General features: G+C 46.2%; 18 protein-coding genes. 15 read left to right on the top strand and 3 right to left on the bottom strand.

The window, feature by feature from the left end; translation table 11 throughout:
• Positions 1–138 precede the first annotated feature (138 nt).
• Complete coding sequence (locus FJ444_RS21445) at positions 139–309, top strand: hypothetical protein (RefSeq protein ID WP_181405242.1); 171 nt, start codon at positions 139–141, stop codon at positions 307–309.
• Between the two features lie 671 nt (positions 310–980).
• Here FJ444_RS21445 and FJ444_RS19840 read toward each other — a convergent pair.
• Positions 981–2156, bottom strand: coding sequence for a trypsin-like serine protease (locus FJ444_RS19840; protein WP_140961405.1), 1176 nt, complete (start codon positions 2154–2156; stop codon positions 981–983).
• A gap of 314 nt (positions 2157–2470) precedes the next feature.
• Here FJ444_RS19840 and prsT point away from each other — a divergent pair, with 314 nt between their 5' ends.
• The 9 genes from prsT to FJ444_RS19800 all read left to right on the top strand — a co-directional run bounded on the left by prsT (position 2471) and on the right by FJ444_RS19800 (position 13050).
• Positions 2471–5242: an XrtA/PEP-CTERM system TPR-repeat protein PrsT gene (gene prsT / locus FJ444_RS19835; RefSeq protein WP_140961403.1), complete on the top strand. Its 2772-nt coding sequence runs from the start codon at positions 2471–2473 to the stop codon at positions 5240–5242.
• A gap of 194 nt (positions 5243–5436) precedes the next feature.
• On the top strand, positions 5437–6981 hold the full coding sequence (locus tag FJ444_RS19830; RefSeq protein ID WP_140961401.1) for a methyl-accepting chemotaxis protein: 1545 nt from the start codon (positions 5437–5439) through the stop codon (positions 6979–6981).
• 256 nt (positions 6982–7237) lie between these two features.
• Positions 7238–7726 (top strand): hypothetical protein, encoded by a 489-nt coding sequence (locus FJ444_RS19825; RefSeq protein WP_140961399.1) that lies wholly within the window; start codon positions 7238–7240, stop codon positions 7724–7726.
• Between the two features lie 28 nt (positions 7727–7754).
• Positions 7755–8597, top strand: a complete 843-nt coding sequence (locus FJ444_RS19820; protein WP_140961397.1) for a DUF692 domain-containing protein — start codon at positions 7755–7757, stop codon at positions 8595–8597.
• Positions 8598–9332 carry a DUF2063 domain-containing protein gene (locus FJ444_RS19815; RefSeq protein ID WP_140961396.1) on the top strand — a complete coding sequence of 245 codons (735 nt, stop codon included), beginning with the start codon at positions 8598–8600 and terminating at the stop codon, positions 9330–9332.
• 162 nt (positions 9333–9494) lie between these two features.
• The gene (locus FJ444_RS21690; protein WP_255439350.1) at positions 9495–9620 is read left to right on the top strand and encodes a hypothetical protein; all 126 of its coding nucleotides are present in this window, start codon (positions 9495–9497) and stop codon (positions 9618–9620) included.
• A 30-nt stretch (positions 9621–9650) separates the two neighbouring features.
• On the top strand, positions 9651–10187 hold the full coding sequence (apt, locus tag FJ444_RS19810; RefSeq protein ID WP_140961394.1) for an adenine phosphoribosyltransferase: 537 nt from the start codon (positions 9651–9653) through the stop codon (positions 10185–10187).
• Between the two features lie 10 nt (positions 10188–10197).
• Entirely contained in the window at positions 10198–12675 is a 2478-nt protein-coding gene (gene dnaX, locus FJ444_RS19805; protein ID WP_140961392.1) for a DNA polymerase III subunit gamma/tau, read from the top strand.
• 48 nt (positions 12676–12723) lie between these two features.
• Positions 12724–13050, top strand: coding sequence for a YbaB/EbfC family nucleoid-associated protein (locus tag FJ444_RS19800; protein WP_140961390.1), 327 nt, complete (start codon positions 12724–12726; stop codon positions 13048–13050).
• A 146-nt stretch (positions 13051–13196) separates the two neighbouring features.
• Here the strand turns inward: FJ444_RS19800 and FJ444_RS19795 are convergent, their stop codons facing one another.
• Complete coding sequence (locus FJ444_RS19795; RefSeq protein ID WP_255439349.1) at positions 13197–13871, bottom strand: NUDIX domain-containing protein; 675 nt, start codon at positions 13869–13871, stop codon at positions 13197–13199.
• Positions 13872–14030: 159 nt separating this feature from the next.
• On the opposite strand from FJ444_RS19795, the gene FJ444_RS19790 reads away from it, so the two are divergent.
• The 5 genes from FJ444_RS19790 (at position 14031) to FJ444_RS19770 (ending at position 21221) form a co-directional block, all read left to right on the top strand.
• A complete protein-coding gene (locus FJ444_RS19790) occupies positions 14031–15035 on the top strand; it encodes an SPFH domain-containing protein (RefSeq protein ID WP_140961388.1) in 1005 nt (334 codons plus the stop codon).
• A gap of 13 nt (positions 15036–15048) precedes the next feature.
• On the top strand, positions 15049–15972 hold the full coding sequence (locus tag FJ444_RS19785) for an NAD(+)/NADH kinase (RefSeq protein ID WP_140961386.1): 924 nt from the start codon (positions 15049–15051) through the stop codon (positions 15970–15972).
• Between the two features lie 134 nt (positions 15973–16106).
• A complete protein-coding gene (gene recR / locus FJ444_RS19780; protein WP_140961384.1) occupies positions 16107–16706 on the top strand; it encodes a recombination mediator RecR in 600 nt (199 codons plus the stop codon).
• Between the two features lie 167 nt (positions 16707–16873).
• Positions 16874–18796, top strand: a complete 1923-nt coding sequence (gene htpG, locus FJ444_RS19775; protein ID WP_140961382.1) for a molecular chaperone HtpG — start codon at positions 16874–16876, stop codon at positions 18794–18796.
• A gap of 331 nt (positions 18797–19127) precedes the next feature.
• Positions 19128–21221, top strand: coding sequence for an EAL domain-containing protein (locus FJ444_RS19770; protein WP_140961380.1), 2094 nt, complete (start codon positions 19128–19130; stop codon positions 21219–21221).
• Here the strand turns inward: FJ444_RS19770 and FJ444_RS19765 are convergent.
• Positions 21218–22246, bottom strand: a complete 1029-nt coding sequence (locus FJ444_RS19765) for a LacI family DNA-binding transcriptional regulator (RefSeq protein ID WP_140961378.1) — start codon at positions 22244–22246, stop codon at positions 21218–21220. The genes FJ444_RS19770 and FJ444_RS19765 overlap by 4 nt on opposite strands.
• Between the last annotated feature and the right edge of the window lie 10 nt (positions 22247–22256).

Below are 22256 nucleotides of genomic sequence, written 5' to 3'. Positions count from 1 at the left end.
CCAGTCGCGCATCCATGCGCGCCGCTCTGGTCGCTGCGAATGTCCGCAGGACATTCGGTCAACCTCCGCCCCCATGTGAGAGTAGAACACCGCCCGCGCCGGCTACGGGGCTTCCAATTAAAAGGAAGGCCCACTCGATTGAGTGGGCCTTTTTTGTTTCTGCAAATCAACGGGCTTCCCGAAAAGCGCAGAGCAAAAGAATCGTCTTCACGCAAAGTGCAAAACCTCACACCTGTCTTCCCGGAAAGTGCGCAGCACTTGTCCGGGATCTCAGCCAATCCACATGTTGAAGCCAATCAACCTGGTTGAGTAGATCCCGGCTCGAGGCCGGGATGACAGATGTGCGGGCGGGATGTCAGATGAGCAAGCCCGGATGACAGATGTGCGGGCCGGAATGTCAGATGTATCAGTAAATACACCCGTCTTCCCGGAAAGTACGCAGCACTTGTCCGGGACCTCAGCCAAACTTCATATTGAAGCCAACCAACCTGTTTGAGTAGATCCCGGATCGAGGCCGGGATGACAGATGTGCGGGCCGGAATGTCAGATGTATCAGTAAATACACCCGTCTTCCCGGAAAGTACGCAGCACTTGTCCGGGACCTCAGCCAAACTTCATATTGAAGCCAAACAACCTGTTTGAGTAGATCCCGGCTCAAGGCCGGGATGACAGATGTGCGGTCAGGAATGTCAGATGTATCAGTAAACATACCCGTCTTCCCGGAAAGTGCGCAGCACTTGTCCGGGATCTCAACTAAACCATATATTGAATCCTAGCAACCTGTTTGAATGGTTTCCAGGCGATGAGGTGGGATGTTGATTGTATATAGACTCATGTATATAGGAAAAGGCAGATATGAATCTGATTAACCGGTATCACACCCTTTAGGAAGGCTTTGCAACGTAACTGAGCTTTGTTTGGCGCAAAAAAAAGCGGAATGTTTGAACATTCCGCTTTTTCAAAAGTTTTATTAAGTCAACTTATGCTTTGGTCATTTTGCGACGAGCAACCATACCAGCAAACGCTAACATCATAAGAGCCAGCGCAGGTGGAGCAGACGCTGCTACTGAAGGCGTAATGTAGCTGTTAATCCAACCTAAGTAAGACTCAAGTAGAATACCACCGAATACATCACCAAAAGCACCAGGTGCCCAACCGAAGTTAATACCGAAGGTGTTGATTGCTGCTAACCAGTATTTGTCGTTCAGAGCGTCATATATAAATGATGGGCCGCCTGAATCACCGCCGCCGATATTCGCTTCAAGACTTTCATCAAGAGTTGAGCTACATGCGTAACCGTTATCACATAGCCAGTCTACATTTTCATCGAAGAACGAATCATAACCGTCAAAGTCGGCATACCAAACTTCACCAGTACCAGTAAAGTTTGCTTCGTCGTCGCCGTCGATAAGGTCAACAATGTTCTGGCCAGTTAATTTTTCATCGAAAGTAGCATAACCTAATTCACCGATGTCACCAGATACATTTGGATCGTCATACTGGTTATAGTAACCCCAATAACCATCACCACGAGTACCATATCCAACCATGGTGAATGTATCACCATCTACACCATTATCCGTCGCCATTACAGAGTTAGCATAAAGGTCGTAAATTTCAACACCAGCTGGGATGTCTTCGGTAAGCGTAATTATCGCAACGTCATCGCCCACACAGCCCGATGTACCATCGCTACAAATGTTAAAACCATCGTAATCCGGGTGAATTACTACGTCTGACGCAAAACCAATGTTTCCTGATTGCCAGTAAGCACCGTCATTGTTAAACGCGATAGCGATTCCATTTGATGGATCGTTAAGATCCATAACGTTACCCTGACCATCAGCGTCAACACAGTGAGCGGCTGTAAGAATGTGGCGTGGAGATATCGCTGTACCGGTACATACATAGCTGTCGCCATTGATCACCGGGTTAATTGCTACTACACCTGTAAAGCGCGAGCTTGACACGTTTGCATCTGTTCTGGAAGCCAGTATGGCTGCCCAATCAAGCGAACCTGCGCTGTTGCCGGCAGAAATGTAAGGTGTTGGCGTAGCGCCCGTAGCACTGATGAGAGTATCATCAGCGATAGCTGGAGCTGTTGCAGCCATGGCCGCTAATGCCAAAGTCGCTAGAGTGTTATTGTATTTCTTCATTAATCAAATTCCCTTGGTGATTGTTAACTTATATTGTTAACTACTTTACAAAACCAAGAACTCTCAGATTTGCCACACGGTGTGTGATTTTCTAGTGTTCTGTTATAACTAAGCAAAAAGCGTGCCTTTCAATTAAATCAATGGTTTAGCTTAATGTTTGTAATCATATGTAAAATTATTTGACATATACGAAAGGTTTAAAAGGAGCAACTAAGTCGTTAGCGAGTCGGTTTACAACAGGTGCAACAACGTTAAAACTTGGTTAATCTAATTCAAAATAAAAATAACACCACCAACGGCGAAGAAAGGACATCATGAAGTATTTGAACATTATTACCGCACTCACTGTATCGGGACTATTGGTAAGTGGATGCAGTAAGCCGTCGCCAGAAGAATTACTTGCTGAAGCGAAGTTGCAGTTATCTCAGGGGCAGGATAAGCAAGCCATTATCACGTTGAAAAATGCGATTGTTGAGGATTCACGTCAACTTGAAGCCCGACTGCTGCTGGCGAAAATATATCTGTCAAACGGTGATGGGCTGAGTGCTGTAAAAGAACTTAAACGTTCATCTTCCCTGGGAGCTAAAGAACCTATCATAGCTGGGCTCATGGTGGAGGCGCTTTTTATGGCACAAGAGTTTCAGTCGTTAATTGATTACGTTGATGAACTCATGCCTGCCACCCGTGAAGCTCAACAATCTGAATTTCTCTTCTATCAGGCTTTCTCATATCTTGAACTTGGCAAGTTAGAAGCGGCGAAGCGTCTGATTCAACGCGCTCCAGCATTGCCTGATTCGGAATACTCGCTGGCTATCGAGTACATTTTTGCGCTGGTAAATGATGAGAAGGAGACGTTGGAAAAACTGGGTGAGCGGATAATCAGTGTAGATTCTGTGTTTGCTGATGCGCTGTGGCTGGTTGGTAAAGTGAGTTACATTCAAGCAGATTACGCGATGTCTGTACAAGCACTCTCCCGATTTGAACAGCAACGTCCACAATTTTTGCCTGCTGCCTTTTTGCTCGCCAAGGCACTTATGCAATCGGGTAATGTAGAAGGTGCTGGTCAAAAGGTTGACGTGTTGTTGGCTGCCAATCCAGATGAACCCGTAACAAACTTACTGGCTGCAACCCTGGCGTTTCAAACTAAAAAGTACGACAATGCTTTTGAGTACGCCACTAAAACTATTCAAATTTCAGGCAACAATGCGCAAAGTCAGTTAATAGCTGGATTGTCAGCATATTTTACAGGTGATATTGAATCTGCCTTTTACTATCTTGATCCTATTGAATCATTGTTATCTGAAGGGCATGTGGCCAAACGTGTTTACCTGGCAACCCTGGTAAAACTTCAGAAAACTGATAAAGCATTTAAATTTCTTTCAAGTGAAGACATGCAGGACGAGCACACGAGTGTGTTGCTGGATAGAACCGGACTTCAGTTGATTGTGAGTGGCGATGCTAATAGAGGCCAGCAACTTTTGGAAAAAAGCCGGTCACTCAATGAATTGGCCTCTGATGGCTATTACCAGGGTATTGCCAAATTACTTACTGGTGACGAAGACGGCCTGCAGATCTTAAAAAATCTGGTAACTGCAAATCCAAATGATTTATTTGCCAAATTGTCGATAGCCTCAGTGCTTATCTCTGAAGGACAATTTGAAGAAGCAGAACAATATCTTGCGGCCGTTGAGAATGCTGAATTTGCTACTGACCAGACTACGCAGGTTGCCTGGCAGTTAAAGGCTAAAATAGCCAGGGCTACTGGTACGCCAGATCAAGTCGCGACTGCTTATAAAAATATGTTAACCAGATTTCCTGCCAATGTAGAAGCCAATCTGTTTTTCGCTTTTGAAGCGCTAAAAAGTAATGATGGGCAGGCGGCAATGCCATTTGTAGAAAAGATTCTGTCCGATAACCCCGCTAACCAGCAGGCGGTATTATTTGGTGTAGCAGCATTACAGCAAATGGGCGAAACAGACAAGGTTTTACCATTACTACAGAAAGCGCGAACTAGCCAGCCAGACAATGAAACGTTGCAACTTATGTACGCAGAAACCCTTTATCGCCAGGGAAATGCAGCAAGTGCAATGACAGCATTGGATGCGATGTACGCCAACCTGAAAACACTGTCGAAGCGGTACTGGCAACTCAATGCTGAAGTCACAAAGCAGGTTAAATCCATTGATGCATATCTGGATGCCTTACGTCAGTGGGGAGAGGCTTACCCTGACGATATTGCTCCTCTCTATCGCTTAGCTGAATTCTTCCTGGCAGCCAGAGACTTCGACAAGGCTAAGACCTTAATTGATAAGGCTTTGAATATGGCGCCGGAAGACACCGCAATCCAGTTGCAATATGCAGACTGGCAAATTGAAACCCGACAATTAAACGAGGCGCGACTAACCTTAGCTGGCATGGAAGTAACCGACATCTTTGCAACTGCGAAACTGGGCCTGGAAGGCAAACTGGATTATTTTGCGGGCCGATATGATGCTGCGTTGCCCAAGGTCGCTCAGTTTTATGCCGATAAGCCCACCATTCAGTATGCAACGCTGATGCGGGCACTGCTTTTTAAATTGAATAGAAAAGAAGACGCGCGATCGCTGCTTAGTAAGCATTTGAGTGAAAATCCTGACCACAATGTTATTCGGATATTATTAGCCAATGATTTGTACGAAATTGATCCCCAGGCCGCGATTGATTTATTCGAAGCTTCGTTAACCTATTCTGCCGACAATGAAGTGGTATTGTATTCACTTGCAAGCCTGGCGCTGGAGCACGGTCAATATGACAAAGCGACTAACTATGCCGCTCAATTACTGGCACTGAATAAGGATAATTCAAAGTACCTGAACCTGAGTGGAAAAGCCTTGTTGAATACAGACGAGGACCGACTTGCTGTGAAACGCCTGAAGCAAGCGTTCGAACTGTCGAAAGAGAACGTTATTTACGCAATGGACTATGCAGAAGGGCTTTTAAAAACGGGCGATAAGCAAGCTGCTATTGAAGTTATCAATGGAATTGGTAAGCCGCTGCCAGCATTTCGAAATCGGCTTGATTCTCTGATAGCACAATCTCAAGATTAACTCATCTAAATGAGAGTACTCAGCGCGGGTACTCTCAGCTCGTCTATCCGCAAGATTATCGCTAAGTCTTAGAAACTTCGCACGAAAGAACTAAACAAATATTTAACATTTAGTAATAGAATTACGATAACTATTAGAACATGGTCTATAGTTAGCGTGATAACAATATAATCTTTCAGAAGAAGTCAAAAGCCGTGAAAAATTCAATTATTCAGTTATTTGTGGTGGCATTCATCCTGATAGTTTTAGGTGTTTTGGCCACGCCTTGGTGGGTTGTTGCCATTGTGGCTGCAATAGCAAGTGGAATGAGCAGTTATTTTCTCCAGGCCGCAGACACACCAGAACAAGCAGTGGTGCAACAGGAAGATAACCGCATGACAAGAACTGGCGAATTGATCAGTAATTCGGCCAGTAGAATAGCAATTGGCGGTGCTACGGTTTCTCATTTTCTGGATAAACTCTCTGCTATGTTTAAACAGCAGGTTGCCAGTGTGCAGGAAATCGCGTCCAGAATTGAACGCATTGAGAGCGGTAACCGGGAATTGATTGACTATGCAGGCCAGGCGGAGCAAACGATTCAGGTGTCTGATGAAAAAACGCAAAAGAGCCGGGCGTTGCTCGCGCAATTATTATCTCAACAAGTGACGTTGAGTCAGCAAATTAATGATTCTAAAGAAATGCTGATGAGCCTGAGAACCAGCGCCGAGTCAATCGGTAGTATCACGACCACGATTAATCAACTGGCCGATCAAACCAACATGCTTGCATTAAATGCCGCAATTGAAGCAGCACGGGCTGGTGATCAGGGCAGGGGGTTCGCGGTTGTAGCCGACGAAGTGCGTGATTTGGCCAAGAAAACCACCGACGCAACTCAGGGGATCGATAACGTACTCAATGAGATAAATAAAAACAGTCAGAACTCCGTTAAGGCAATAGAACGCGTTGCCGCTGCCGGAGAGGAAATGTCGCATATCATCAACGAGTCATCTTCCCTGGTTGAGGCTGCCAGTGAAGCGTCTACGTTAGCGGCAAACACTATGTCTATGATGAAAGACACGGTGAATGAATATGGCGAAGCGAATCAGGGCATTAGTGTTAACGCCCTACAGTTGCGTGAAAATACGATTCACTTGGAATCTGAATTAAGTGATGTATCTGAGAAAGTGTTATCACTGAGTCACCAAACAGAAGATATCTTCAGGCAATTACAGATTTTTGAACTTCACAATCGCAATGCCCAGGTACAACGAATTGCCAAAGATGCCGCGAAGAAAATAGGTGAATTGTTTGAACAGGCTATCGCAGCGGGCAAGATTTCAGAACGCGATCTGTTTGATTTCAACTATAAGCCGGTACCCAATACAAAGCCGCAAAAATATACTTCGCGTTTCGATGCGTTCACGGATCAGCAGCTTCCCGCTATTCAGGAACCCATTCTCAGTAATAATGATTTTATTATTTATGCCGGAGCGGTAGATATTAATGGTTATTTTCCTACCCATAACAAAAAATTCAGTCATCCTATGACCGGTAATTATGAAGTAGACTTGGCAAAAAGCCGCACAAAACGCATTTTTAATGATTATACCGGTTCACGCTGTGGCAAAAGTACGGAAACCTTTTTGCTGCAAACCTATAAGCGCGACACCGGGGAGGTAATGCACGATTTGTCTGCGCCTATCTACGTTAACAACAGGCATTGGGGCGGATTCCGCATTGGATATCAGGCATCAGCCTGAGTGGCTTCAATGCAAGTAACGTCTGAAGTGTAAGTCATTTTTCTGCATTCTTTCGACTACAGCGGGAAAAAATAACCCGCTGTGGTATGATTTTTCGAAACCGTCCAAACAAATTTTTAATTTATTTGAAAGATGATCGGATAACTGTCGGTCTTGTACTTTAAGTGTAACAACTGGGTGTCAGTGTTAAGTGATAATGCAACGCACATCACACCGAGTATGACCACAACGTGAATCAATCTTTTGGAGTGTACCCATGAAATCAGTTAATAAAACATCCGTTGCTAGCGCTATTGGCGCAGTGGTTTTAAGTTCAATGTCTGCAATGTCCTTTGCTGATACCGCTAACCCGTTTGGCGCTCAGCAGTTGGAATCTGGTTATATGCAATTTGCTGCTGAAGGTAAGTGCGGCGAAGGCAAATGCGGTGAAGGCAAAGCCAATAAAGAAGGTAAGTGCGGCGAAGGCAAATGCGGTGAAGGCAAGGCCAAGAAAGAAGGCAAGTGCGGCGAAGGCAAATGCGGTGAAGGCAAAGCCGACAAAGAGGGCAAATGTGGCGAAGGCAAATGCGGTGAAGGCAAGGCTGACAAAGAAGGCAAGTGTGGCGAAGGCAAATGTGGTGAAGCCAAAGCTAACAAAGAAGGCAAAGCCGCCAAAGAAGGTAAATGCGGCGAAGGCAAATGCGGTGGCGACAAAGCCAAAAAAGAAGGCAAGTGTGGCGAAGGTAAATGTGGTGGCGCGGCATAACGCTGCGGTTGCCTGAATACGATTATTGATGGTAATGAAAGCAATAAGCGGTGCCGGATTAGGGTTGCGCAGGGAAATGCTCGATGAGTTGCTCCCTGTGTTACCTGCTGAGGTGGATTTCTGGGAAGTCGCGCCTGAAAATTGGATCCCGCTGGGCGGAAAGTTCAGCCAGGATTTTGAGCGGTGCACCTCTCAGGCCGCGTTTACAACTCATGGTCTGTCGCTGTCTATTGGCGGGCCCGATCCGCTTGATCATCGATTTTTACTCGCCGTGAAGCGGTTTCTAAACCGCTATAATATTCCCCTGTACAGTGAACACCTCAGTTATTGTAGCGCACAAGGACATATGTACGACCTCATGCCTATTCCGTTTACGGAAGAGGCCGTTAAGCATGTATCTGAACGTATCAGGATAGTACAGGATGTACTTGAGCGCCCTCTAGTACTTGAGAATGTCTCCTATTATTTAACTATCAACGACCGGATGAGCGAGCTGGAATTCATCAATGCAGTACTGGATGAATCAGGTTGCTCGATGTTGCTTGACGTAAATAATGTTTACGTAAACAGCATAAACCACCGTTATGACCCCAAGGCATTTATCGACGGGTTACCCTCTGGCAAAATCGTGTACGGACACATTGCAGGTCACTACGAAGAAGCTGAAGATCTGAGGGTGGATACCCACGGTGCCGATGTAATAGAAGACGTATGGGAACTGCTTACCTATGCTTATCAGCGCCACCATGTATTTCCCACGCTGTTAGAGCGAGATTTCAATATTCCACCGCTACCAACGCTACTTGAGGAAGTAAGGCGTATTAAGTCTATTCAGCAACACGTTACGGCTGAGCAGGTTGGAGTTGCCTAGGTGAGTTTGTACGAGCAATTACTTTCGCTGGCAACAGCTATTCGCGTCCCGGAGCAAGCAGGGGATCATGATGCAGATACGCAGCGCAGGCTGGCGATATACCAATCTCTGTTTTACAACAATGTGGAAGGCTTTATCCGTAATGGATTTCCTGTACTGCACTCGCTGTTCAGCAAAGAACACTGGCATGAATTGGTAAAAACTTTCTTTCAGCAACATGCCTGTCGCTCACCTTATTTTGTAGAAATCAGCAAAGAGTTTGTAGAGTTTCTGAGTAATGCTTATGAACTCAAAAGCACCGACCCGGTATTTTTAAAAGAACTGGCGCATTATGAATGGCTGGAGCTGGCGCTGTCAGTGAGAAAAACCGACAGTGCGGTGACTTTCTGGCAGGGGGAAGGAATACCTGGGTATTTTCGCAGCTCACCGGTAACAGAACTTGTGGGGTATCCGTATGCTGTGCACCTTATTGGTCCAGACTTTCTGCCCAGTGAACCCGGTGAAATGCATTACTATCTGCTGTATCGCGATAGCAATCAGAGTATTGAATTTCAACACCTGAATCCGTTGGCGGCATTAACCTTCGAACTGCTAAATCAACAACCCACCACGCTGGAGCGTTTGTGTGATCAGGTACATAATCAGGCTGGCGGGCTGCCAATGAATATGGTTCAACAAGGCGTCTGGCAACTGGTTTCTCAGTGGTTAAGCTGCGGCGCAGTGATCGAAGCCTGACACTTAACACATCACCTTTTCCACCTTTGGTTATTCCTTAACATCAATAGAATCCATGAATGGTCAGATTTTGACTGCTTAACGCATTGGCACTGTCAATTAGGTTGCGTTTCGATTACTATTTACACCCTTTTTTTAGGCTTAATTTAACTGGAATTTCTCATGGCTGGTAACGAAGATTTTAAAGAAGTATTTAACTGGTGGTATTTTCTGGGTGCAGTCGTTGCACTGCTAGCCTTCCCGTTATTACCAACGTTAGCTGGTTGGTACACATTCTATTTTTCTTAATGCCTTGCCGGAATAACTAAAGGATTCGGCATGAGTTCAGAATATATAAAATCAGTAGTAAAAACGGTGCCTGACTACCCTAAGCCAGGCATTCAGTTTCGCGATGTCACCAGCGTGCTGGAAGACTACCCTGCATTTAGTCAGTGCATTGCGATGTTGTTAGAACAGTATCGTCCTTATGGTTTTACCAAAGTAGCTGGCACGGAAGCGCGCGGATTTTTGTTTGGTGCACCACTGGCATTGGAACTGGGAGTGGGTTTTATTCCTGTGCGTAAACCCAATAAATTACCCCGTGATGTGCTTAGCGAAAGTTATGAACTGGAATACGGTAAAGATACGTTGGAAATCCACAGAGATGCGATTTCGCCCGGCGATAAAGTATTGTTAATCGACGATTTGTTGGCAACTGGTGGAACTATTTCCGCAACCGCGAAGCTTATCCGCAATTTGGGTGGTATAGTAGAGCATGCAGGGTTTGTAATTGGTTTACCCGAACTCAATGGTTATAAGCGCTTAACCGATTTGGGTGTAAAACCCTACTGCATTTGCGAATTTGAAGGCGAGTAAGGAAACGCATTTGGCTTATCAGGTACTGGCAAGAAAGTGGCGTCCCGGACGCTTTAGTGAGTTGGTAGGGCAGGAACACGTTGTTTCCGCTATTTCCAATGCATTACAAAACGATCGGTTGCACCATGCTTACCTGTTTACCGGTACTCGCGGTGTGGGTAAAACTACTATCGCGCGGATCTTTTCCAAAAGCCTTAATTGCGAGCAGGGGCAAAGTGCAAACCCCTGCGGGCAATGTGGCACCTGTAAAGAAATCGAGCAGGGCAACTATGTTGATTTGCTCGAAATCGATGCAGCGTCGCGTACCAAGGTAGAAGATACCCGGGAATTGCTCGACAACGTGCAATACAAACCCACTCGCGGCAAGTTTAAAGTGTACCTCATAGACGAAGTACACATGCTCTCCAAGCACAGTTTCAATGCCCTGCTTAAAACGCTGGAAGAGCCACCCCCACATGTAAAATTTTTGCTGGCCACAACCGATCCGCAAAAATTGCCGATTACCATTTTGTCGCGCTGCCTGCAATTTAACTTAAAGGCACTGTCCCGCGAACAGATCACACAGCAACTGCAACATATTCTGGAACAAGAAAGTGTGGGATTTGAAGCGCCAGCATTGGGGTTATTAGCGCGCGCAGCCCAAGGCAGTATGCGCGATGCATTAAGCTTAACCGACCAGGCTATCGCTCAAGGCAACAATCAGGTTACGGCTTCGGTTGTAACCGACATGCTGGGATTAATGGATCGCCAGCAAGTGCTTAAATTACTGTTTGCCATGGTAAAACGCGATGCCAGTGCGGTAATGTCGCAGATCGACGAAATTGCCATGATGGCACCGGATTTCAGTCAGGTGTTGGCAGAAGTTGCCAGTATTTTGCATCAGGTAGCCTTAACACAATGGGTCCCTGAAGCGTGTAAACTGGAAACAACATCGGCTAAAGCCATTTATCAGTTGGCAAAAGGATTGCCGGCCGAGCAAGTACAATTACTGTATCAACTGGCGTTGCAGGGTCGCAAAGATTTACCTTACGCTGGTGATGGGCGCAGCGCGTTTGAAATGACTATTTTGCGCATGATGACGTTCACGCCAGTTACCCCGGTTGATGATGCTGAAACACTGATCACTAATCCACCTGTGTCAGGTGGTGGGTTAGCGCAACCCGCAGGCGCGAGCGCTTCACCTGCAACTGCGCAGAGTGAATCAGTTCAGGCCGCTGAGACGGCTGCAGTGCCAGACTCTCAGCCTCAGCCTCAAACTCAAACCGTCGCGACGCCCGCAGTGGAACGAGCTGAACCGGTAAAGTCATCGCCGGTAAATTCACAAGGCGTTGATTCCGTTCAGTCAACGTCAAACGCTACGGTACAACCGGCACAACCAGTACAGCCGGCCCAACTAGACTGCAGCGACGAACCGGCTTTGGACGCACAGGCTGCTCAGTTAATGGATGAAGCCGACGATTTTCGTCGTCAGAGTCAGGCTGGGCCACCCGATGATCATTACGATTATCCACCGGAAGATGGCGGCTACGCTATGGCGGACGATCACTATGAGCCTGTGTCTGAATATGATTCGCCATCGCCAGAATACAATGAGCCTCAACAACCTGCTGTTGCTTCAACGGAAGCGATGCTGGCCTTGCGTCAGCGTTTGAAACAACAGGCCATGGAGGACAAAGCCTCGGCCGCAAAAAAGCCACCCAGCCAGGAGCGTACCCTTCAGCGCCCTGAGCCGGTTAAGCCTGCAGTTGCGCAAGCACCTGCTCCAACACCAGAGGCTACGCCAGTTAATCCCGGCGTGGGGGGTAATACTCAATACACATCAGATTCCATGGTGGATAATCTTGCGACCTCGGATGCCGATGAGCCACCGCCCTGGGTAACAGAAGGCGCTGAAACTGGTTTTGCTGAAGCGGCCTCTGCTCAAGACATTCCTAAGGAAGAGGAAAGCGCATCAGAAAGTACAGTTATCGACTCTGCGCCATTGGACACTCGCAACGCACTGTCGGCACCAGACTCACAACCTGCTGAAGTGCCCGTTACCAAAGAGAGAACTATTGAAATTGACAGTGACCTGCCCCCATATCTGGATAATGGTGATAAGTTATTGCAAGCCAGTCAGGTTGATAAATGGAGCGCATTGGTAGAAGCTATGCCAATAGCCGGGCTGTTAAAGCAAATCGCGCTGAATTCACGGTTTTCGAAAGACGGTGACAATGTAACCATGACGTTGGATCCCAGCCAGGAGCACTTGGTAAACGACGGCACGGTACCGCAATTAACCGAAGCGCTGAATAGCGTATTGTCGAAACCGGTTAACTTAACCCTAACCTGTGGTGAAGTAACAAAAACGCCGTATCAGATACAGCAACAAATTAATCAAATGCGCCAGCGGTATGCCAGACAGGTAATACAGCAGGATGAAACCATTCTGGCAATGGTAAGTGCATTTAATGCAGAGGTTGTGCAAGACAGCATCCAGCCTCGTTAATATTTTAACGTCATAGTGTTTTAGACTATACAACAGTGAGAAAAGAGTATGTTTAAAGGTGGAATGGGCAACATCATGAAGCAAGCGCAGCAAATGCAGGAGCGCATGCAGAAAACCCAGGAAGACTTGGCAAAGTTAGAAGTGGTAGGCGAATCTGGCGCTGGCCTGGTAAAAGTAACCATGACCTGTAACCACAATGTGCGTCGCGTAGATGTGGACGACTCTCTAATGGAAGACGACAAGGACATGCTGGAAGATCTGATCGCTGCCGCATTTAACGATGCTGCCCGTCGTGTGGCAGAAACGTCCAAAGAGAAAATGGCTGCGGTAACGGGAGGAATGCCATTACCTCCTGGCTTCAAAATGCCTTTTTAATTTTTATAAACGTTACTACTTTGCTTAGGGCATCACGCCCGGGCAGTTTAACGAATGAAAAGCTCTGGTGTTTACCGGAGCTTTTTTGTAAACAGAATAATAGTGCTTGTGAAGATGAGCATTTCAAATACAAAACTGAGCCATTCCTAAAAACTCAAATTCCGTTCGAAGTTAACAATGTTAAAGTTGTCTTTGAGTTTATATAGTTGTGCCATACGCTTGCCCGTAGCAGCTTTCTCGTCCACTTCTTCAAACATGCCACTGGCTTCAACCCTGCGCATGAGTGATTTTCGTTGAATGGGCTTTTCTATAATTGTTTCAATTACTTGTTTTAAATCTGAAATAGTGAATAAGCTGGGTAAACAGAATACCGGCACCATGGAATACAGGGTTTTCTGGCGCAGTCGTTCCAATGCCACGTTTATGATCTTTTTGTGATCAAATGCCAGATTCAATTGTGCTATCTGCGGTAGGGAAACCCACTCTGCGTCGTCTACGGTATGAATGTGTACCTCGGCCTGCTGATAACCAATCAGGGCATAATATACAATGGTAACGGTAAATCCGCGCGGATCCCTATCATGCCCGGAGAAGACTTCCAGTTGTTCAAGGTAATTCGGCTTCACACCGGCTTTTTCCCGTAACTTTCGCAGTGCGGTGTCTTCTGTTGATGTGTCGGTAGCCGGATCTACAATACCGCCAGGTAACGACCACAGCCCTGAATAGGGCTCGATAGAACGCTTCACCATCAGCACTTTAAGGATGCCATCGTGCACAGTGAACAATACGTTGTCGATAGTAAGTAACGGACTGGTGATCATGATGATTTCTCATTATGTGTCTTTGTGACATTAATTGTCGTCAATTCAAGACCTTATTGCAAATATAAAAAAATCATGAAATTTGTGTATTTACAAAAATGTCTCTTAGACATATATTAAAAGTGTCGTTGAGACATTTAATGAAAAGAGGAATTTATCATGTTTGGAATTAACTTTTATAAAGCTGACCCATCTACTCACGTAATGCTGTTTAAAAATGGTGCAGTGAAGCTGCAGGGACGAGGCACCAGCTTTTATTACTATGCACCTAATGCGTCTATTGTGGCGGTGCCATTGAGCAGTAAGGAGTTGCCCTTTGTGTTTCGAATGAAAACCAAGGACTTTCAGGAAATCACGGTGCAAGGCCAGATAACGTTTCGTATTGACCGTCCTGAAGCCGCAGCACAAATGATCAATTTTTCCATAAATGCAAAAGGCATGTATTTATCGGATGAGCCGGAAGGACTGGATGAACGCATTATGCGCAGCGTGCAGGTAGTAGTGCGTAATGCCATGGAGTCTATGAATCTGCAACAAGCGCTGAGCAGTGCAAAGGTGCTTACCTCAGCGCTACAGGAACAACTGCCAGTGCAAAGCAACCTTCAGCGTTTAGGCATCGAAATTACCGAGGTGTCATTAACGGCAATTTCTCCGGCACCGGAAACAGCCAAAGCGCTGGAAGCCGAAGTGCGTGAAGCGTTATTGCGCGACGCAGACAATGCCATTTACGCCCGCCGTTTGTCGAGTATTGAGAAAGAAAAACAGGTGCGTGAAGAAGAGCTGGAAACCGAAAAAGCCATTGCCCGCAAGCAACAGGATTTGGAAAAACAAGCGCTGGAAGCTGAGCGCGAAAAGCTACAGCAGCAGTTCAATATGGATCAGGAAAAGCTACTGGCCAGAACAGACAACGAGCGCAAACGCGCGGAACTGGTGGAATTGGAAAACGCCAATTCGAAAGCCCAGGCCGATGCCAAGGCCTATGATCTTAAAGCCCAGTTGGCGGCGTTCAATGACATTGATTTGGAACGCTTAAAAGTAATGAATATGAATGCTGCACGCCCTGAGCAGCTAATCGCACAAGCCATTGAGAACCTGACTAAAGGCGAGAATAAAGTGGGCAGCCTTAATTTCTCCCCCGAATTGCTACAGTCACTGATTCGTTAAGGGGGGATAGCCAATGAGTACCGATCGCAAAGTGGTTATCGTGGTAAGAAAAACGCGTTTGCAGGAGTTAAAGGAAAAATACTGCACATTAGGGCAGGCAAAATTTTACCTTGAGCATTTAGGGGAGTCCTTTGATGGATACCAGGACGAACACAACCGTTTTCAGCACACCCTGGACAACATACAAAGTCATCTCGTAAAGCTGGCCAGAGTACTGGTACTCGAGCGCAGTTTTTTGCCCAGTTTCCAATTTGCTAAAGACGATATAATAGTGGTGCTGGGGCAGGATGGGCTGGTGGCAAATGTAATGAAGTACTTAAATGGCCAGCCTATCATTGGGATCAATCCATTGCCGGATTTGTTCGACGGGGTGTTGTTACCGTTTTTACCGGAAGATGCCGTTGCTGTGGTGAGTCAACTGGTTCAGGGGGGCATAAAAACCTCGTCGGTTAGCATAGCTGAAGTGAATACGAATTTGGGGCAACGCTTACTGGCAGTTAACGATTTGTTTATCGGGCCCAAATCTCATACGTCGGCACGTTACAAACTGGCCATTGGTGGGCATGCTGAAGAACAAAGTTCTTCAGGGGTGATTGTGTCTACGGGTATGGGCTCTACCGGTTGGTTTAAAAGTGTATTGGCCGGCGCCAGCGGTATTGCCGGGCAGCCGGTTCGCACTGGACTGGACAAAGGATTTGCCTGGGACAGTCACTTTTTGTATTACAGTGTAAGAGAGCCGTTTCCCTCTCATGTAACGCACTGCGAATTAACATTCGGCAAAATTACAATGCATGAACAATTAACCCTTACGTCTAAAATGGCTGAAAACGGCGTTATTTTTTCAGATGGCATAGAATCCGATTGTATTGAATTTAATGCCGGAACGGTTGCGCACATTGGCTTAAGCCAGATTAGAGGAAACGTGGTGGTAGCCTGATGCGGTTAATCCCGTTTTTTACAGCTAACATTCCGTCAGAATTTCTTTATAATTCACGTCCATTATCCAATCTGCATTGAAGTATGACGTATCTGCTTCAATAAACGCATTAGTTAACAAAAGGCACGCATGTTATGAAGTACAGTCCAATGTTGGCGGAATTGATCAGCGCGTTTACCTGTTTACCCGGAGTAGGGAACAAGAGCGCGCAGCGGATGGCGTTTCATTTGCTGGAGCGCAATCGCGATGGTGCCCGTACGTTAAGCGCTGCGCTTCACAACGCTATGGAGCATATTGGTCACTGTCAGCAGTGCCGCAACTTCACTGAGCAAAGTGTCTGCGATATCTGTAATCATCCTCAGCGCCAGGACAGCGGGCAGCTATGCGTGGTGGAAAGTCCGCAAGATGTCATGGCCATTGAACAAACTATGTCGTTCAAAGGCACCTATTTTGTTCTGATGGGCCATCTTTCACCCATCGACGGCATAGGGCCGGGAGAAATCGGCCTGGATGAACTGGAAACCCGTATTGCCGATGGCACCCTGAAAGAAGTCATTCTGGCAACCAATCCCACCGTGGAAGGTGAGGCTACAGCCCATTACATTGCCCAGCTTTGCCAGAAGCACACGGTTACAGCCAGTCGCATTGCCCATGGTGTGCCAATTGGTGGCGAATTGGAATTTATTGACGGTAACACACTTACTCACGCATTTTCCGGTCGCCGTACGCTCTGATTTACGTATTCTGCGTGCGACATCCGCTTCGTCGCACGCTATTTGTTCAGTCTTTATTCAATCCCTTACTTTTTTGCCGGTTTTTTCTTGTCGTGGTGTTGAATTTGCCGGTATGAGTCCACACCTTCCTAACTGAATTATTCTATCTGTCTAGGAGAATCTGGTTTATGGCTGACGTGGCCCATCAAGAAACTCATGGATTTCAAACGGAAGTAAAACAACTTCTGCATTTGATGATCCATTCACTCTATTCGAACAAGGAAATCTTTTTACGTGAGCTTGTCTCTAACGCTGCTGATGCGGCCGACAAACTGCGCTTTAAAGCATTAGAAAACGACAGCTTGTACGAAAATGATGGTGATCTGTGCGTAAAACTGAGTGTCGATAAAGACGCTGGCACGCTAACCATTGCCGACAACGGCATTGGTATGACTCGCGACGAAGTAATTGAAAACCTGGGAACCATTGCAAAATCGGGTACCAAAGATTTCTTCACTAAACTGTCGGGTGATGCGGCAAAAGATTCACAATTGATTGGTCAGTTCGGGGTAGGTTTCTACTCTGCATTTATTGTGGCCGATAAAGTGGTTGTGCGTACCCGAGCAGCAGGTCAGCCTGCTGATCAGGGCGTAGAGTGGACCTCTGCCGGGGAAGGTGACTTCACCGTTGGCAATATCGAGAAAGCTACTCGCGGTACTGAAATTACCCTATTCCTGCGCGACGATGAAAAAGAATTCGCCGATGACTGGCGTTTACGTTCAATCATTAGCAAATATTCCGATCACATCAGCATTCCGGTAAGAATGTGGAAAGAGCCGGTAGCAGAAAGCGAAGGCCCTGATGGCGAGAAGATCCCGGGTCAGGATGGCGAGTGGGAAACGGTGAACAAAGCAACGGCGTTGTGGACTCGCGATAAGTCAGAAATCACTGACGAAGAATATACTGAGTTCTACAAGCATATTTCGCACGACTTTGCCGACCCAATGAGCTGGGCGCACAACAGAGTTGAAGGTAAAACCGAATATACCAGCCTGTTGTACATTCCAAGCAAGGCGCCGTTTGATTTGTGGAACCGCGATCAGAGCCATGGCTTGAAACTGTATGTGCAGCGCGTGTTTATTATGGACGACGCCGAACAGTTTATGCCTACTTATCTGCGCTTTGTAAAAGGCTTGCTCGACTCTAATGACTTGCCGCTGAACGTGTCGCGCGAAATTTTGCAAGACAACAAGGTTACTCAGAACCTGCGTCAGGGCTGCACTAAACGCGTGCTGCAAATGCTGGAGCGCATGGCCAAAAATGATGCTGAGAAGTATCAGTTGTTCTGGAATGAATTCGGTAATGTACTGAAAGAAGGTCCGGCCGAAGATTTCTCAAACCGTGAGAAGATCGCTGGCTTGTTGCGCTTTGCGTCAACGCACAACGACAACAGTACGCAAAATGTGTCACTTGCTGACTACATCTCTCGCATGAAAGAAGGTCAGGAAAAGATTTACTATGTGACTGCCGATAGTTACCAGGCTGCGAAAAACAGCCCTCACCTGGAAATCTTTAAGAAGAAAGGCATTGAAGTGCTGCTAATGGGTGAGCGCATTGACGAATGGTTAATGCAACACCTACATGAATTTGAAGGTAAGCAACTGCGTTCAATTGCTCGCGGCGACCTGGATTTAGGTGATCTCGACGACGAAGAAACCAAAAAGGCCCAGGAAGAAGCCAGCAAACAAATTGAAGGTGTACTGGAACGCGCTAAAGCGGCATTAGGTGACAAAGTACTGGACGTGAAGTTTACTCACCGTCTTACAGAATCGCCTGCGTGTATTGTTGCAGATGAGCACGGCATGACCACGCAAATGATGAAACTGATGGAAGCGGCAGGTCAGCCAGTACCAGCAGTGAAATATCACTTTGAACTGAACCCTGAGCATCAGTTGGTTAAAATACTGGCGGATGTGCAAGACGAAACTCTGTTTAAGAGCTGGGCCGAAGTGTTGTTTGATCAGGCTGCGCTCTCAGAACAGGGGAGCCTGAAAGATCCGGCTTCTTTTGTGAAGAACCTGAATGGATTGTTGGCAAGCTTAGCTAAATAGCTGCCAGGCAAATACCGAACAAAAAGCCTTCCCGGAGTGGAAGGCTTTTTTATACCCGTTATTTATACCCCACTGTGTTTTGTGCAGTACCCACCGTGTTGTAATTTACATGTTAAGTCAGTGACTTTAATTATGTAATATTGTTTAAAAAATGTTAATAAATCATATAGTTATACTAAAGTGTAATTGTGCTATAGTGCAAAATACTTAGTACTGGTTCAGTTATTAAACACGTGCGATGAACTGACGCTCTACACAGTTAAACTGTGATAGGGTTGTTGTTGTATTGTTGAACATAATTACGGCAATTGGGCTTCCTGTTAGGTGTGCGATGGTTAATATTCTGGATAAATTGCGCCGCTTTTCTGACCTGGTTGGCAAAACCAGTGGGCAGAACTATTTTGATCTGGTTGTGCTCGCGTTGTCGGACATACTTGATTGTAACTTTGTATTTATTGGTAAATTAGATAAGCATCATACTTATGCCGAAACGTTGTCTCTGGCGGCTAACGGCAAGTTAGCCGAAAATTTCACTTACTCGCTGGCCAATACGCCATGTGAAGACGTGTCGAAAGACAATATCTGCTTTCATACTTCCGATGTTTGCGCCAAGTTTCCCAAAGATACAATGCTGGTGGACATGGGCATTAAATCCTATTTCGGTATGCCGCTGCACGACTCTCAATCCAGAGTGTTCGGCATTCTTGTTGCGCTGAATTTTTCAACCAACACCAACAACGAAGAATTAAAAATCCTGTTTGAAATTGCCAGTCACCGTATTTCCGCGGAAATTGAGCGTCGTAAAAAGGAAGAAACTCTGCAGCTATTTTCGTCCATGTTTACAAGCTCAGCAGAAGCCATCCTGGTTGCTAATAAAGAGTTGGAAATTATTGAGGTAAATGATTCCTTTTGTGACATGTTTGGCTTGTCCAGAAATGACATCGTTGGCAAAAACCCCAGGGTGTTTTCCTCGGGCTTACACAACCGGGAGTTTTACGCTACTTTTTGGGCGCAAATTCAGCAAACCGGTCAGTGGCAGGGCGAAATTACCAACCGACATGCCAATGGCAGGCTGCTCAAGCAATGGGTGTCGGTTAATCAAATCAAAGTGGGTCATTCCGAGGTTTTTCGATACACCGCGCTCTATATGGATTTAACCCGATTAAAAACAGTAGAAGAGCGCAATCTGTACCTGTTGAATACTGATCCACTCAGTAAACTGGCCAGTAAAGCTGCGCTTACTGAACGGATGCAGTCGAGCCAAACCAAGTGGTTACTTATGGTGGCCATCGATGGATTGCGTTACCTCAATGAAGCCTACGGTTTTGAAGTGTGTGATCAGCTTATTCGGGCAACTGGCAGCTTAATTCAATTATTGGTGCACGCGGATTTGTGCGCTGGGGTAGGGCCAGGAAAATACGCGATACTGTTTGAAGATGAAGTACAACTGAACTCGGTAGCCAGCAAATTAAGAAGTTTTTTTGCGGTAAATCAGGTTACTACAGACGACATCAGTATTTATGTCTCCTTGTCGTTCTCGGGAAGCTATGGAACGACAGATTTGTTGAGGCTGGCGTCTGCTGCTCTGCGGGAAAGCCGCGAGTTAGGCAAGCCGAGTTGCGTTATTTATTCCGATTCAGAAGAGTCGCAAAAAGTCACCAGGCAGCATAAATACGCGGAAGCAAACAACCTGTTGCACCGAGCGCTAAATCAGCATGCGGTGGAGCCCTATTTTCAGGGGATCCGTAACAATAAAACAGGTGAGATCACACATTTTGAAGTACTTGCGCGTATCAACGACAATGGCGTAATTATCCGGCCAGTGGGTTTTTTGGAAGCTGCGCAGGTGTCCGGTTTATTACCTGCATTATCCCGGGCGGTAATTAGCCGGGCATTTGATGTAATGGCAAATCATACTTATACCTTTTCAATTAATATCACTGAGTACGACTTAAATGCACAATATCTGCAGGCATTTTTACTGGGGCTGTGTACTCAGTATCGCATCAAACCTGAGCGTGTTGTACTTGAAGTACTGGAAAGTATTAGTAGTTCGCGTAAGAACACGCATATCGAACAGTTGAAGTCGCTGAAGCAGTCAGGTTTTAAACTGGCAATTGATGATTTCGGTGCAGAATATTCAAATTTTGAACGGATCCTTGATTTAGAAATCGATATTCTGAAAATCGACGCCAAGTACATCAAATGTATTGATGTAGATACCAAGAGTTATGAAATTGTAAAAGCTATTGTCTTTTTCTGTCGTAACAGCGGTATTTTGTCGGTGGCAGAGTTTGTTAATTCTCCGGCTATTCAGCAGTGTGTTGAAGAACTTGGTATTAATTATAGTCAGGGGTACTTGTTTTCTCGTCCGCACCCCTTCGAAAATAACAATAGTGACTCTGACCATACTTCCCTGTATTAACTGGGAAGATACGGACCTGTTGAGTTGCGCAATACCAAATCGCAATTTAACGCAGGCGTTTCAAAAGCGGTAGGTTTATTACCCAGTGATTTGATCAGCATTTTGGCAGCATAATTCCCCATTGTGGAAATGGGCTGGCGAATAGTGGTTAATGGCGGCCACAGGTTTTCTACCATTGGGTCGTCGTCAAAGCCAATAATCGACAGATCATAAGGGATTTTTAAGCCCATCTGGCTGGCAATGCGGTAAACCGACGCTGCCAGTGTGTCGTTCACACAGAATATAGCAGTAGGCCTTACCTGGGTTTTAGTAAGCAGGCGGCGTATCACAGAGTCCAGGATATTGGGTTCTTCGTCGTAGCCATACTCTTCAATGTATTCAGGTACAACAGGAATGTTGTGCTTATTTAATGCGGCCTTATAGCCAGCTAAACGCCAGGCTCCCGCACCATGACCTTTCAGGTAACTCAGCATAGCAATTTGCTGATGTCCCAGATTGATGAGATGTTCAACCGCCTTTTGACTGGCTGCTTCTTCCTGACAGCGAATAAATGGTGAACCTTCTGCATTTAGCGGTGCGATTCTTACGTAGGGCACACCAAGCTCATCCAGTAAAGCGATTACATTGGGATCATCACACAAGGGTGGGCAAACAAGGTAGCCATCGGGCTTCGACAGTTCATGCATTTGCCGGATAATGGGCTCAAAGCCAATGTCGTTGATTTTTAACGGGCGTATAAGCAGGTTGTAACCTGCCTGATCGCAGGCTTCAATCGCGCCGGTAAGAATACTATGAGAATAAAAGTTACCGCTGTAATCTACAAAAAGCACACCAATAATGTATGACTGACGGGTTCTGAGGCTACGAGCATTGAGGTTTGGCCGAAAGTCCAGTTGCTTTACAATCTCGGCAACGCGTTGACGCGTGGCGTCTTTTACACCACTTTCGTTATTTATAACCCGGGATACCGTTTTTACAGACACGCCGGCTGCTTTCGCAACATCGCCGATTGTCGCCTTACCCATGTGTAAACCT

It is taken from the genome of Aestuariibacter sp. GS-14 (genome assembly GCF_006494365.1).
Lineage (GTDB): Bacteria > Pseudomonadota > Gammaproteobacteria > Enterobacterales > Alteromonadaceae > Alteromonas > Alteromonas mangrovi.
The sequence above is the reverse complement of the archived record's forward strand: the minus strand, read 5'-3'. Positions and strand labels throughout refer to the sequence as shown.

Coding starts and splice junctions, on each gene's coding strand:
- prsT (WP_140961403.1), top strand. CDS start 2,471: ATGAAGTATTTGAACATTATTACCGCACTCACTGTATCGGGACTATTG.
- FJ444_RS19765 (WP_140961378.1), bottom strand. CDS start 22,246: ATGGGTAAGGCGACAATCGGCGATGTTGCGAAAGCAGCCGGCGTGTCT.
- FJ444_RS19795 (WP_255439349.1), bottom strand. CDS start 13,871: ATGATCACCAGTCCGTTACTTACTATCGACAACGTATTGTTCACTGTG.
- recR (WP_140961384.1), top strand. CDS start 16,107: ATGAAGTACAGTCCAATGTTGGCGGAATTGATCAGCGCGTTTACCTGT.
- FJ444_RS19840 (WP_140961405.1), bottom strand. CDS start 2,156: ATGAAGAAATACAATAACACTCTAGCGACTTTGGCATTAGCGGCCATG.
- FJ444_RS19800 (WP_140961390.1), top strand. CDS start 12,724: ATGTTTAAAGGTGGAATGGGCAACATCATGAAGCAAGCGCAGCAAATG.
- FJ444_RS21690 (WP_255439350.1), top strand. CDS start 9,495: ATGGCTGGTAACGAAGATTTTAAAGAAGTATTTAACTGGTGGTATTTT.
- apt (WP_140961394.1), top strand. CDS start 9,651: ATGAGTTCAGAATATATAAAATCAGTAGTAAAAACGGTGCCTGACTAC.
- FJ444_RS19770 (WP_140961380.1), top strand. CDS start 19,128: ATGGTTAATATTCTGGATAAATTGCGCCGCTTTTCTGACCTGGTTGGC.
- FJ444_RS19785 (WP_140961386.1), top strand. CDS start 15,049: ATGAGTACCGATCGCAAAGTGGTTATCGTGGTAAGAAAAACGCGTTTG.
- FJ444_RS19820 (WP_140961397.1), top strand. CDS start 7,755: ATGGTAATGAAAGCAATAAGCGGTGCCGGATTAGGGTTGCGCAGGGAA.
- FJ444_RS19825 (WP_140961399.1), top strand. CDS start 7,238: ATGAAATCAGTTAATAAAACATCCGTTGCTAGCGCTATTGGCGCAGTG.
- FJ444_RS19790 (WP_140961388.1), top strand. CDS start 14,031: ATGTTTGGAATTAACTTTTATAAAGCTGACCCATCTACTCACGTAATG.
- htpG (WP_140961382.1), top strand. CDS start 16,874: ATGGCTGACGTGGCCCATCAAGAAACTCATGGATTTCAAACGGAAGTA.